The organism is Novosphingobium sp. BL-S-34 (genome assembly GCF_056857015.1).
The window spans coordinates 2,578,605-2,591,273 of the sequence record NZ_CM166472.1 but is presented as its reverse complement, the minus strand read 5'-3'; the positions used below and the strand labels follow the sequence as shown (position 1 = coordinate 2,591,273).

Genomic DNA, 12,669 nt, shown 5'->3' with positions numbered 1-12,669 from the left:
GGCTTGCGGGTGGCGACTGACAACCTCCTCGAAACCGCGGCCCGGAACGGCATGCTCCAGGGCGGGGTGGCGCTCGATCGTGCCCGCCTCGTCAAGGAGGCACACCGCTCCATCCGCAAGGGATCGAAGAGTTTCTCCGCCGCCAGCCGCCTGTTCGACCGCGAGACGCGCGAGCGCGTCTGGCTGCTCTACGCCTGGTGCCGCGCCTGCGACGACATTGCCGACGAGCAGGATCATGGCCGCGCCACCGGCCCGGTGCGGCTCGGCACCCGGCTCTCGCCCGAGGACCGGCTGGCGACGATCCGCACCCTCACCGAACTGGCGATGGCGGGCGAAACCACCGGAACGCCTGCCTTCGACGCACTCGGCCAACTGGCGCGCGAAGTGCCGCTGACGGACGCCATGGTCGAGGATGTCCTGGCCGGTTTCGCCCTCGACGCGGCCGACTGGCGCCCGCGGACACAGGCGGACATGCTGCGCTATTGCTATCACGTCGCCGGCGCGGTGGGCGTGATGATGGCCGCGGTCATGGGCGTCGCCCCCGATGACGACGATACGCTGGACCGCGCCTGCGACCTCGGCATCGCCTTCCAGATCGCCAATATCGTCCGCGATCTCTGGGAAGACGACGCACAGGGGCGCTGCTACCTGCCGATCGAATGGCTGGTGGAGGCGGACATTCCGCCCGGCGAAGTGACCAAGCCGCACTACCGGGCGGTACTGGTGCCGATGGTGGCCCGCGCCTGCGCCCTCGCGCGGGACTACGAAAGCTCCGCCAGAGTGGGCGCGACGCGCCTGGCCTTCCGCCAGCGCTGGGCCGTGCTATCGGCAGCCAATATCTACGGCGGCATCGCCCGCGAAGTCGAACGCCTCGGCGCCCATGCCTGGGATCACCGCGTCAGCACCTCGCGCGGCGAGAAGCTGACTCATGTCTGGTCGGCGCTCGAAGAAGCGCGCAGGCTGTCCGACGCGGCAGGGGACGCGCCCCGCCCCGCTCTCTCGCGGCGGCAATTGAGAGCCCTGGCCAAGACTTGATGAACGGCGGGATGCGCCACACGGCCATCCACTGAGAAAGCCGGGGCCACGCCTGCCTTGCGCGGGGCAGGACCACAGGCGATCCGGGAAAACGAAAGCCCGAAGGGTCCGGCTTGCTGGACGTCGCGGCCGACCTTGCGGCTCTGCGAAACGATATGCGGTGGACCCGAGGAACTCGCGGCGAGATGCGCCCAAGGGCGATTCGCGGTCGCAGGGAGACCATGCCGCGACTTGCCCCGGCGGACAACCGGAGCGCCCCTGCCAATCTGCCGCCCGCGCCGCGCCTGAGACGAACCGTTGCGCGGCCCGACCCTGCCCGGATTCGCGCCAAGCGCCATGAAACATATGAAAACTACGGCGAACCGGTGGGAGCCTCCCGCCCCCCGGTGCGTTTCACAATTTGTAACAATTAGGGAGAACCGCCATGCTCTTCACCATTGCCGCCATTCTGCTGGTCCTCTGGCTCCTCGGCTTCGTGGTATTCCACGTATCGAGCGCGCTGATCCACGTCCTGCTGGTCATCGCGATCGTCGTCGGCCTCGTCCAGCTCTTCCGCGGCGGCCGAGCGGTCTAGTACCGACACGGTGATCGCTCCGCCTTGCCACAAGTGAGGCGGACGGCACGAAAAAGCGATCCGGGGCCAAGCGCCCTGGATCGCTTTTTCATGTACGGCGCCGCCGAAAGCGCCGCGTCTCAGGGACGCTTGCCGGGCGCGTAGTAGCCGGGAGGATAGTTGAGACGGCGGAACAGCCTGCCGCGCTCGGAATAGAGCACGAAGATCAGCGCCGTCAGCCCTGCTGCCACCATCGATGCCAGGATCGGCCGGGGCGTGCCGTCATAGGCCTGCCCGATCAGCGCGCCCAGCACGGCGCCCATCACCATCCGCACGAACGACATGATCGAGGCCGCCGCCCCCGCCGTGCGCGCGAAAGGCTGGATCGCGATCGACTGGAAGTTCGAGCCGATGAAGCTCATCATGCACATCGAGAAGGTCATCAGCGGAATGAAGACCCACAGCGTCTCGCCCTCTAGAGCGAGGAAGAAGTGCAGCACGGAGCTGGCGATATAGCCGAACAGCGCCGTCTGCGAGACGCGCCGCGCGCCGTAGCGCTGCACGATCCGCGAATTGACGAAGTTGGTGGAGGCCATGACCAGCGCCATGCCGCCGAACACCGCGGGGAAGAAGAAGCCGGCGCCGAAGTGCTCGGCCACCAGCTGCTGCGCGCTGTTGATATAGCCGAACATCGCGCCCTGTACGAAGCCCACGCCGAAGAGATAGCCCACGGCCTCACGCGTGCGCAGGGTGAGCGCCATGTTGGTGGCGATCACCCTTGGCCGGATTTCCTGGCGGTAATCGGGGTGGAGCGTCTCGGGCAGGCGCAGCGCCGTCCAGATGCAGACGCACGTGCCCAGCACGCTGATCAGGCCGAATATCCAGCGCCATCCCGCCACCAGCATCACGCCCTGCCCCACCATCGGCGCGATCATCGGCACGACCATGAACGTCATCGACACCAGCGATTGCATGCTCGCCATCCGGTCGCCCTCGAAGCGATCGCGAATGACCGTCATCGGCATGACCATCAGCGCCGAAGTGCACAGACCCGCCACGGCGCGAGCGGCCAGCATCATCGGGAACGTGGTCACCACCGCGCAGGCCAGCGCGCTCAGGACATAGGCGGCAATTGCGAAGAGCAGCACCGGCCGGCGTCCGTAACGGTCGGCGATGGCGCCGGGAAACAGCGAGCCGAGGCCCGTGCAGATCAGGAACACCCCCACGATCAGCTGTCGCTGATTGGGATCGACGACCGAAAGGTCGCGGCTGATCTCGCCCAGAGCGGGCAACATGATATCGATCGAGAGCGCCTGGAGAGCCTGCAGCGCGGCCATGAGGACGACGAACTCGACCCCCCGCATCGGAAACGGCGCGGGATTCGCTGTGTCGGAGGTCATCCCCGGCGCATGCAGCACTTGGACCGGACTGGCCAGCTTTTTCGCGCCTTGGCTCATGCTTTTACCGGCCCGTGCTTTTGCCGGTCCCTGCTCTTGGACGTATACGGCCTATATCGCCGCGGCCTATAGGACCATGATGGCAGCGCACGAAACCGAATCGGCCGCCGGGGACGAAGCGGATGGCCTGCGCAAGGTCATCCATGTCGACATGGACGCCTTCTACGCCAGCGTGGAACAGCGCGACGATCCCGCCCTGCGCGGCAAGCCGGTGGCGGTGGGCGGCTCCTCGCTGCGCGGGGTGGTGGCCGCGGCCAGCTACGAGGCCCGCACTTTCGGCGTCCGTTCGGCCATGCCCTCGGCCCGGGCGGCGCGGCTCTGCCCGGACCTGATCTTCCGCAAGCCCCGCTTCGAGGTCTACCGTGAGGTGAGTCAGCAGATTCGCGCGATCTTCCACGACTATACCCCGCATGTCGAACCGCTCTCGCTGGACGAAGCCTATCTCGACGTCACCGCCGATCTCAAGGGCATGGGCTCCGCCACCCGCATCGCCGAGGAGATCCGCCGGCGCATCAAGGCGGAAACCGGCCTGACCGCCAGCGCCGGGGTTTCCTACAACAAGTTCCTGGCCAAGCTCGCCAGCGACCAGAACAAGCCCGACGGGCTCTGCGTGATCCGCCCCGGCCAGGGCGCCCAGTTCGTGGCCGTCCTGCCGGTGCGCCGTTTCCACGGCGTGGGCCCGCGCGGGGCCGAGAAGATGGCGCGGCTCGGCATAGAGACCGGCGCGGACCTGCGCGCCCGGGACATCGGCTTCCTGCGCGCGCAGTTCGGCAGCTTCGCGGAATACCTCTACCAGGCCGCGCGCGGGGTGGACCTGCGGCAAGTACGCGCCAATCGCCCGCGCAAGTCGGTAGGCGGCGAGCGCACGTTCTTCGACAACATCCAGGGCACCGAGGCCCTGCGCGAGACGCTCGGCACTATCGTCGACATCGTCTGGGAGCGGGTGCAGCGCGCCGAGGCCCGCGGACGCACGGTCACGCTGAAGCTGCGCTACGCCGATTTCCAGACGCTCACCCGCGCGCGTTCGCTGCACCATTTCGTGGCGGACAAGGCGGAATTCTCCGCCCTTGGCCATGCGTTGCTGGAGGAGTTGCTGCCCCTGCCCCAGCCGATCCGGCTGATGGGCCTGACGCTTTCGGCGCTGGAACGCGGCGAGGAAGACAGCCGGCCGCCCAAGGATGGGCAATTGCCGCTACTCTAGCAGAAGAGGCGATCCGGCCGGACGGTCGTCCCGGCCCCCGTCACCCCCTCCCCCATCAACCCTCGCGCACCAGCACGACCCGCGCGCCGCTGGCGCCCGCCAGCCGGTCGACCTCGCGGTAGCCCAGCTTTTCCGCCAGCTTCAGCGACGCCAGATTCGCTTCCGCGACGATGCAGGCCGTGCGCCGCGCCCCGTGCGCATCGAACCATTCAAGCGCCGCGCGGCCGGCCTCGGCGGCATAGCCCTGCCCGTGGAACCCGGAGGCCAGGGTCCATGTCATTTCCACCTCGGTTTCCGCCCGCGCGCCCAAGTCGCGCATGAAGCGGGCATGGCCGAGCTTGCCGACATAACGGCCCGACGCCTTCTCCAGCACTGTGAACTGGCCGAAGCCTTCGAGCGTCCAGTGCCCGACATCGCGCTGGAACCGCGCCCAGGCCTCGGCACGGCAAAGCGGAGATCCGCCGATATGGGCAACGACCTGCGGATCGCAGAACATCTGGCGCATCGGCTCGAAATCGGAGCGGATCGGGCGTCTCAGCAGGAGGCGCTCCGTTTCGAGGCCGATCGGCGCAGCCTCGGCTCCCTCCACCCGGTCATCGCGCATATTCGGACACCCACAGCTGCAGCTCCCCCGGAAGCCGCGCCGCCATCCGTGACGGCAAGGCATCGAGGGCGAAGAAACGGGCCTCGACGATTTCGCGGCCATCGACATGCGGGCTGTCCTGCGTCCGGCCCGCGACGATGTGGACATGATTGCTCGCGCCCACGAGGTCCTCGGTGGCGACCATGAGCAGCCGCGCATCGGCCAGCGTGCAGCCGGTTTCCTCCAGCAATTCGCGCCGCGCCGCCGTGACCGCCTCCTCGCCCCGGTTGAGACCGCCGCCGGGCGGCATCCATTTGCCCGAGCCGTAGGAATGTCGCACCAGCAGCACCTGTCCCCGGGCATCGAGCGCGAGCACCCGCACCCCGTCGAGACGCGGGCGCCGCACCCGCCACACCTGCCTGCGGCCCCAGTGGGCCAGGCGGTAGAGCGTCCGGTGCAGCGGCGCCGGGAGCAGGTTCAGCAGGCCGTTCAGCAGAAGCAGGTCACCTTGTGCCGGGCCGCGCGCAGCAGCCGGGCGACGGGCAGGTCATGCTCGCCCTGGATCGCGGCGTCGAACACGGCGCGCTTGTCGGCACCGCGGATCACGAAGACGATCTCGTCGCTGTCGGTCAGCGCCGGGATCGTCAGGCTCAGGCGGTCGAACGGCGCTTCGGGCGGCAGTGGGTCGGGGGTGATCCGGCGGACCGCGTGGGGATCGTCGACCTGCGGGTCCGTGTTGGGAAAGAGCGAAGCGATGTGCCCGTCGCCGCCCATGCCCAGCCAGGCGATGGCAAAGTGCGGCGGCTGGGCCTCTTCGGTCAGCGGCACGATCCGTGCGCCGACCGGCTCCAGGCGGGCGCGGATCTTGCCGACATTGCTGGCGGCATGATCCTCGTCGACGATGCGGTCGTCTCCCGGCCAGACCGCGATGCGGTGCCAGGGCAGGTCCATCGCCGCCAGCCGGTCGAAGATCGGGAACGGGGTGGAGCCGCCGGGGACGGTGATCGCGATGTCGTCCGGGCTGGTCGCCAGCGCGGCCCTGAGGCGCTCGGCAAACCAGGCGGCGATGGCGCCATCGTCGGCGCCTTCGATGAGTTCGAGTTTCGGCATCCACGTTGCTTAAGCCGGTTTTGCCGATTGCGCGAGAGGGAGCTTGCGTCCAGCCTCCGGCGGCCGAACCTGTAAACGCGAACGGCGCCGCCCCCGGTTGGGAGCGACGCCATCCTGCTTCCGGAACGGACCCGCAAAGGGACGGCGTTTCCGCGCCGGAAAGGGCCAGCCCGCAGGCGGGTGGCCCCTCATTCCTGTCAGGCGAGAATTTCGCGCAGGAACCAGGCGCGCTGCTCGGCCTGGTCGGTCCAGTCGTCGATAATGCCGTCGGTGGCGTTGTCGCCCGCTTCGCCGGCCAGTTCCTTGGTGGACTTGAGCGCGGCGACATAGGCGCTGTTATCTTCGAACAGTTCCTTGACCATGCCCATGGCATCCAGGCCGGTATCGTCCTGGTTCGCGACCGAGGTCTTCGCGGCGATCGAGCCGATCGAGGTCATGGTGGTGCCGCCCAGCTTGCGAACGCGCTCGGCAATGAGGTCGGTCAGGCCGAAGATCTCGCCGGCCTGGGTGTCGAACAGCAAGTGCAGGTCATGGAACTGCGGGCCGCGGACGTGCCAGTGGAAGTTCTTCGTCTTGATGTAGAGCGCGAAGGTGTCGGCCAGCAGCCCGTTCAGGCTGTCGATCAGAGCGGCCCTGGAATTGTCCTTGGATGTCATGCCGTGGTTCCCCAATTGCTGTGTGACGTTGCATGCCGGCCTTGGCGATCTGGCCCTGGCCCTCGATGTCTTATGTAGATTTGTGAACGCGGAATTGAACCCCCGGTTCATGATCAATTTCCGATCAGAGTATCGAAAATTCCCGCAGGAACAGAACCAGCGCCGCCGCAAGCAGGCCAAGTCCGACGATCCGCCGGACCCAGCGCAAGGCGGCAAGATCGAGTAGATGAGGGCCAGCCCAGGCCGCTGCGGCCAGCACGGCCCCGCCCACGGCACCCGCCGCACCGGAAGCCAGCGCCGCCGCCATGCCCACACCCATGCCGAAGATCAGGAAACGGGCCGCGTCGGTCGCCTGGTTGGCGAGCAGCACCAGCAGCAGCGCGCCCAGCGAATTGGTCGGCTCGGCCGGGCGGCGGCGCGGGACGAGGACCAGCGATTCCAGTCCCGCCAGCCCGAGCGCCATGCCGGCGAATATGGCCCGCGCCGGTGGCGGCAGTTCCGCCAGCATCAGCCCCGCCAGCCAGGCAGCGAAGGCGGCGGTGAGCACCGCGCTCAGCAGGGCGACCAGCAGGACACCCGGCCGCCGCCCCTGCCGCGCGGCAAGACCGGCGATCGTGACCTGGTCCCGCGCGCCGAAACCGGCGAGCAGGACCGCGATCAGCGTCAGGTAGAAGGCAGGCACCCGCCGGTTCGCGCGGGAAGCGTTGCCGTCAGCCCGCCTTCTGGCAGGCGATGATCGCCGCGATCACATTGGCGGTATCGCCGGCATCGCGCACGCAGATCGTGTCGAGGCCCATGGCCTTCGCCGGATAGTCGTTGCCGCCCGGGAAGATGGCATCACCGATGAACAGAATGTCGGCCTCGGCCACGCCGCTGTGCTCGGCCAGGCGCTTGAGGCCCCAGGCCTTGTCGACACCGGGCTGGGTGACGTCCACCGAAGTGGCGCCGCCAAGATTCACCGAAACGCCGGGCAGGCGCTTCACCAGGTCGGCCTGGATCACCTTGCGCTTGGCGAAGTCGGGATCCCAGACTTCCTTGGCTTCGAGCGGGGCCTGCTGGCCAAGCGCCGAGAAGGTTATCTGGCTGCCACGATCCTCGATCCGTTCGCCCCAGGTCTCTTCCGGGGTGAAGCCGGTGGCGGCGAGCGAGGCGTCGAAAGCCTCCAGAATCTCGCGCTTCTGTTCGTCGGTGAACAGTTCGGCGTAGACCGGGGTCCAGGCCTCATCCTTGTGGACGTAGAGCTTGGCGCCGCTGGTCGGCATCAGCCAGAGCCGCGAACGGTCGGCATGGGCGGGCAGGCGGCTGGCTACCTGCTTGTCGAACTGGGGCCAGTCGCCACCGGAAATCACGGCCACTTGCGCCACTTCCAGCAGTCCGGCCATGAGCTGTGCCATCTCTTCGGTCAGCGGCTGCTTGCTCAGCGCCAGGGTTCCGTCGAGATCGAATGCGATGATCTGCTTCATTCCATGCCTTTTCGCATTTGCGTGTGAGAGCGCCCTGCCATCAACGGCGGGAGAAGGAAATCGTGTTCCTGCGCCAATACGATGACAATTTCTGCGACTTGTGCGGAAAATTCCATGAACCGCAGCCTCTTGGCGCCAAAATGCACCTGTTTTCGCCCGTCTTCGGGACGCGCTCTCGGGCCGGTTTGGAACCCTGGAGACGACCGTTCGTTGCACTGCGACATTCGGCCGATCCGGCGCAAGTTTCGCCGCAAGAGGGGTGGCCATCCTCCTTCGAAGGTGCAAGACTGAACGTAATGACCGATCCACGCGAAAGTCCATCGCTGGCGGAACATGGCGCAATTCCGCGCGATCTGCCGCCTCCTCCTCCTCTGACGCCCGGATTTCGCCCGAAATTCGACACGGAAGCCTTCGACACGGAAGCCAAGGTCGTCCCCGCTCTCCTGGACGCGGATGAACCGATTGCGCTGTTCCTCGACTTCGACGGCACGCTCGTCGAGATTGCCGACCATCCCGACGGGGTGATCGTCCCCCCCGACCTGCCGGAACGGATCGCGCGCCTGTCGCAGCGCCTGGACGGACGCTTCGCGATCGTGACCGGGCGTTCGCTCGATGCGCTGGAAGCCATGCTCGGGCCGCTCGACGTGGCGGTCGCCGGATCGCATGGCGGCGAGTTTCGGGCCGCGGGCACCCGCGATGTCGTCCCGCTCGCCCAGCCCCTGCCCCCCGTGGTCGCGCAGCGCCTTTCGGACTTTGCCCGGGCCCATGGCGACCTGCTGGTGGAACCGAAGCCGTTCAGCATCGCCGTCCATTACCGCCGCCGACCCGAAGCCATGCCCGCCCTGCTCGCCTGCGCGGCCGAGACCGGTGAGGCGTTCGGCCTGAAACTGAAGCACGGCAAGCAGGTGATCGAACTGTCGATGCCCGGTTCCGACAAGGGCAGCGCGGTCGCTCGTTTCATGCAAATGGCGCCGTTCGCCGGTGCCAGGCCGCTCTTCGCAGGCGATGACGTGACTGACGAGGACGCCTTCGCGGCCGTGACCCGGCTCGGCGGCGCGGGAATTCTTGTCGGGCCGATGCGCCGGACCCTCGCCCGCTGGCGGCTGGACGGTGTACCCGCCGTGCACGACTGGCTCGCGGGCGCCACGCCAGACCACGCTTCACATTCGAATAGGGAGAACAGCCCGGCATGAGCTCGCTCGAACTCTGGCCCATCGGCAATTGCCAGGTCTCCGGCCTGATCGACACCAGCGGCGCCCTCGTCTGGGGCTGCGTTCCCCGGGTCGATGGAGACCCCACGTTCTGCGCCTTGCTCCGCGGCGCGGAAGGGCAGGACGCCGGCACCTGGCGCTTCGAACTGGAAAACCAGGTCTCGGTCACCCAGCGCTATTCGCGCAACACACCGATCCTGATTACCCGGCTGGAAGACGCGGGCGGCGGCGTGGTGGAAGTCATCGACTTCTGCCCTCGGTTCGAACGCTCGAGCCGGACCTATCGCCCTGTCGCCTATGCGCGCATCGTTCGCCCGGTCAGCGGCTCGCCGCGCATCCGCACGGTGCTGACGCCGATGAGCGGCTACGGCGCGCAGCTCGCGCCCGTCACGCGCGGCTCCAACCACATCCGTTACCTGGTGGAGCGCAACACCCTGCGGCTCACCACCAATGCCCCGGTGGGCTACGTCTTGGACGAGCGCTATTACCGGCTCGAAACCACCCAGCACTTCTTCCTCGGCCCGGACGAGCCCTTCACCGGCGATATCGAGCACGAGCTGGAATCGATGCTGCGCCACACCGGCGACTACTGGCGGCTCTGGGTGCGCGGGCTGGCCACCCCGCTGGACTGGCAGGACGCGGTGATCCGCGCCGCGATCACGCTCAAGCTCTGCCAGCACGAGGAAACCGGCGCGATCGTCGCCGCGCTCACCACCTCGATTCCCGAAGCGCCGGGCAGCCAGCGCAATTGGGACTACCGCTATTGCTGGATCCGCGACGCCTATTACACGGTCCAGGCCCTCAACCACCTGGGCGCGCTGGACGTGCTGGAGAAATACCTCTCCTACTTGCGCAACATCATCGACGATGCCGAGGGCGGCGCGATCCAGCCGCTCTATGCGGTGAGCGGCGGACGCGAGATCATCGAATGGGAAGCGCCGGACCTGGCAGGCTACCGCGGCATGGGGCCGGTGCGCATCGGCAATGCGGCTTATTACCAGGTCCAGAACGACTGCTACGGGCAGATCGTCCTGCCCGCGATCCAGGCGTTTTCCGATCAGCGCCTGCTGCGCATCGCCACGCACGAGGATTTCGCCAGCCTGGAACAAGTGGGCGAAATGGCCTGGAAGACTCACGACCAGCCCGACGCCGGACTTTGGGAACTGCGCACCCGCACGGCCGTGCATACGTATAGCAGCGTCATGAGCTGGGCCGCCTGCGACCGCCTGGCCAATGCCGCCGAGTTCCTGGAACTGCACGACCGCGCCGCGATCTGGCGCGAGCGTGCGGCCACCGTGCGCAAGAATATCGACGAACATGCCTGGCACGCGGTCGAGGGCGCCGACTTCGACGATGGCGGTGCCGGGGGCCACTATGCCGCCAGCTTCGGCGGATCCCAGCTCGACGCCAGCCTACTGCAGATGGTCGAGCTGCGCTACGTCGATGCCGACGATCCGCGGTTCCAGGCCACGCTCCAGGCGGTGCAGAAGGCCCTGCGCCGCGGCGAACACATGCTGCGCTACGATAGCGAGGACGACTTCGGCCTGCCCGAAACCGCCTTCAACATCTGCACCTTCTGGCTGATCGAGGCGCTGCACCGCAGCGGCCAGGACGAAGAGGCGCGCCGCCTGTTCGAGGCCATGCTCAACCACCGCACCCGCTCCGGCCTGCTTTCCGAGGACATGGATTTCGAGACCGGGGAGCTGTGGGGGAACTTTCCGCAGACCTATTCGCTAGTAGGTATCATCAATTGTGCCGGGCAACTGTCCCGGTCTTGGCGGGACTGGCGCTGAGTCCGTTTCGAAATTTGCCTCAGGCGAATTTCGCGGAATGCTCGCCGGTCCCGCAAAACGCGTCCGCTCTGTGCTCGCGGACGCGTCACAGGGGAATGTAAATGGGTAGACTGATCGTCATCTCGAACCGGGTCTCGGTTCCCAAGGCGGCTGGGGCCGCCGGGGCGCAGGGAGGGCTCGCGGTGGCGCTCAACTCCGCACTTCGCGAACATGGCGGCATATGGTTCGGCTGGTCCGGGCAGGAGACCGAGGACTTCACCGGCCACCTCGACATGCAGCGGAACGACGGCATCACCACCGCCACGATCGACCTCGAACCGCAGGATATCGAGGAATACTACAACGGCTATGCCAATCGCACGCTCTGGCCCTTGTTCCACTACCGCATCGACCTGACCGAATACGACCGCAATTTCGGCGAAGGCTATGAACGGGTGAATGCCCGCTTCGCCGATTCGGTGCTGCCGCTGATCGAGAACGAGGACCTGGTCTGGGTCCACGACTATCACTTGCTCCCGCTCGGCTCGCAGCTGCGCGAAAAGGGCGTGAAGAACCGCATGGGCCTGTTCCTCCACACGCCCTGGCCGCCCACGCGCCTGCTGGTCTCGCTGCCGTTCCACGAACGCCTCGTGGCCTCGATGCTGGAATACGACGTGATCGGTTTCCAGAACACCGAATGGCTGGAAAGCTTCCTGCACTATGTGCAGAAGGAAATGGGCCTGAAGGTCAATCTCGACAATTCCGTCGAATACCAGGGCCGCAAGATCATCGCCCGCGCCTTCCCGATCGGCATCGACTTCGCGGAATTCACCGAATCCGCCGCCGGCCCGGGCGCCAAGGAAGCGCATGACCGGCTGAAGTCCAGCGTGCGCGGCCGCAAGATCCTGATCGGCGTCGACCGACTCGACTATTCGAAGGGCCTTGGCGAGCGCTTCGAGGCTTTCGGCCGCTTCCTGGCCGACAACCCGGACGATGCGGGCAAGGCCGTGCTGCTCCAGATCGCGCCCCCCTCGCGCGGGGACGTCGCCAGCTATCAGCAGATCCGCGAGGACCTGGAGCGCAAGACCGGGCACATCAACGGCGCTTATGCCGATGTCGCCTTCGTGCCGATCCGCTACGTCAACCGCGGCTATCCGCGCGACCAGCTCGCCGGGTTCTACCGCGCGGCGGACATCGGCCTCGTCACGCCCCTGCGCGACGGGATGAACCTCGTCGCCAAGGAATATATCGCGGCGCAGGATCCCGAGAACCCCGGCGTGCTCATCCTTTCGCAGTTCGCGGGCGCCGCGCATCAGCTGAAGGACGCACTCCAGGTCAATCCCCACTCGATCGAGCACGTTGCGGAAACAATTCGCAAGGCGCTCGACATGCCGCTGGCCGAACGCCGCAAACGCCACGCCAAGCTGCTCGCTTCCGTGCGCGACAATGACGTCCAGCGCTGGCGCGAGGACTTCGTGAAAGCGCTGGAAGGCAATCCCCCGCAGCGGAACAGCACGACCAGGCAGGACGAAGTGGCCTGACGTTTCAGTTCGACCCGGAAGAACGGTCGTCCATCATGAAATCGCCTGTCATTTGCGAAACGTAACTCGCCTGCCACCAATCTGACC

The 12,669-nt window shown here is 67.0% G+C and carries 13 protein-coding genes; 6 read left to right on the top strand and 7 right to left on the bottom strand.

Going from position 1 to position 12,669, the window contains the following annotated elements; genetic code table 11:
* Window positions 1-51 precede the first annotated feature (51 nt).
* Both AC1VV3_RS12350 and AC1VV3_RS12345 read left to right on the top strand, forming a co-directional pair.
* Entirely contained in the window at window positions 52-1,035 is a 984-nt protein-coding gene (locus AC1VV3_RS12350) for a phytoene/squalene synthase family protein (RefSeq protein ID WP_132268759.1), read from the top strand.
* Between the two features lie 424 nt (window positions 1,036-1,459).
* A complete protein-coding gene (locus tag AC1VV3_RS12345; RefSeq protein ID WP_132268417.1) occupies window positions 1,460-1,609 on the top strand; it encodes a lmo0937 family membrane protein in 150 nt (49 codons plus the stop codon).
* Between the two features lie 119 nt (window positions 1,610-1,728).
* Here AC1VV3_RS12345 and AC1VV3_RS12340 read toward each other — a convergent pair whose 3' ends face one another.
* Window positions 1,729-2,988: a multidrug effflux MFS transporter gene (locus tag AC1VV3_RS12340; protein ID WP_132268415.1), complete on the bottom strand. Its 1,260-nt coding sequence runs from the start codon at window positions 2,986-2,988 to the stop codon at window positions 1,729-1,731.
* A 136-nt stretch (window positions 2,989-3,124) separates the two neighbouring features.
* Between AC1VV3_RS12340 and dinB the strand changes: the two genes are divergently transcribed.
* Window positions 3,125-4,246, top strand: a complete 1,122-nt coding sequence (gene dinB / locus AC1VV3_RS12335) for a DNA polymerase IV (protein ID WP_482962100.1) — start codon at window positions 3,125-3,127, stop codon at window positions 4,244-4,246.
* A gap of 55 nt (window positions 4,247-4,301) precedes the next feature.
* Here the strand turns inward: dinB and AC1VV3_RS12330 are convergent, their stop codons facing one another.
* From AC1VV3_RS12330 to AC1VV3_RS12305, 6 genes are all read right to left on the bottom strand, one after another.
* Window positions 4,302-4,850: a GNAT family N-acetyltransferase gene (locus AC1VV3_RS12330; protein WP_482961893.1), complete on the bottom strand. Its 549-nt coding sequence runs from the start codon at window positions 4,848-4,850 to the stop codon at window positions 4,302-4,304.
* Window positions 4,840-5,235 carry an NUDIX domain-containing protein gene (locus AC1VV3_RS12325; RefSeq protein WP_243654368.1) on the bottom strand — a complete coding sequence of 132 codons (396 nt, stop codon included), beginning with the start codon at window positions 5,233-5,235 and terminating at the stop codon, window positions 4,840-4,842. Before AC1VV3_RS12325 ends, AC1VV3_RS12330 begins: the two co-directional genes overlap by 11 nt.
* Window positions 5,236-5,318: 83 nt before the next feature.
* Entirely contained in the window at window positions 5,319-5,939 is a 621-nt protein-coding gene (locus tag AC1VV3_RS12320; RefSeq protein ID WP_442044876.1) for a 6-phosphogluconolactonase, read from the bottom strand.
* 197 nt (window positions 5,940-6,136) lie between these two features.
* Window positions 6,137-6,595 (bottom strand): Dps family protein, encoded by a 459-nt coding sequence (locus AC1VV3_RS12315; protein WP_132268409.1) that lies wholly within the window; start codon window positions 6,593-6,595, stop codon window positions 6,137-6,139.
* 124 nt (window positions 6,596-6,719) lie between these two features.
* The gene (locus AC1VV3_RS12310) at window positions 6,720-7,277 is read right to left on the bottom strand and encodes a hypothetical protein (protein WP_482961892.1); all 558 of its coding nucleotides are present in this window, start codon (window positions 7,275-7,277) and stop codon (window positions 6,720-6,722) included.
* Window positions 7,278-7,305: 28 nt separating this feature from the next.
* Window positions 7,306-8,058, bottom strand: a complete 753-nt coding sequence (locus tag AC1VV3_RS12305) for an HAD-IIB family hydrolase (protein WP_482961891.1) — start codon at window positions 8,056-8,058, stop codon at window positions 7,306-7,308.
* A gap of 296 nt (window positions 8,059-8,354) precedes the next feature.
* On the opposite strand from AC1VV3_RS12305, the gene otsB reads away from it, so the two are divergent.
* The 3 genes from otsB (at window position 8,355) to otsA (ending at window position 12,582) form a co-directional block, all read left to right on the top strand.
* Window positions 8,355-9,251, top strand: a complete 897-nt coding sequence (gene otsB, locus AC1VV3_RS12300; RefSeq protein WP_482961890.1) for a trehalose-phosphatase — start codon at window positions 8,355-8,357, stop codon at window positions 9,249-9,251.
* Window positions 9,248-11,062, top strand: a complete 1,815-nt coding sequence (locus tag AC1VV3_RS12295) for a glycoside hydrolase family 15 protein (protein ID WP_132268401.1) — start codon at window positions 9,248-9,250, stop codon at window positions 11,060-11,062. Before otsB ends, AC1VV3_RS12295 begins: the two co-directional genes overlap by 4 nt.
* Before the next feature lie 101 nt (window positions 11,063-11,163).
* Window positions 11,164-12,582: an alpha,alpha-trehalose-phosphate synthase (UDP-forming) gene (gene otsA, locus AC1VV3_RS12290; protein ID WP_482961889.1), complete on the top strand. Its 1,419-nt coding sequence runs from the start codon at window positions 11,164-11,166 to the stop codon at window positions 12,580-12,582.
* Window positions 12,583-12,669: the final 87 nt, after the last annotated feature.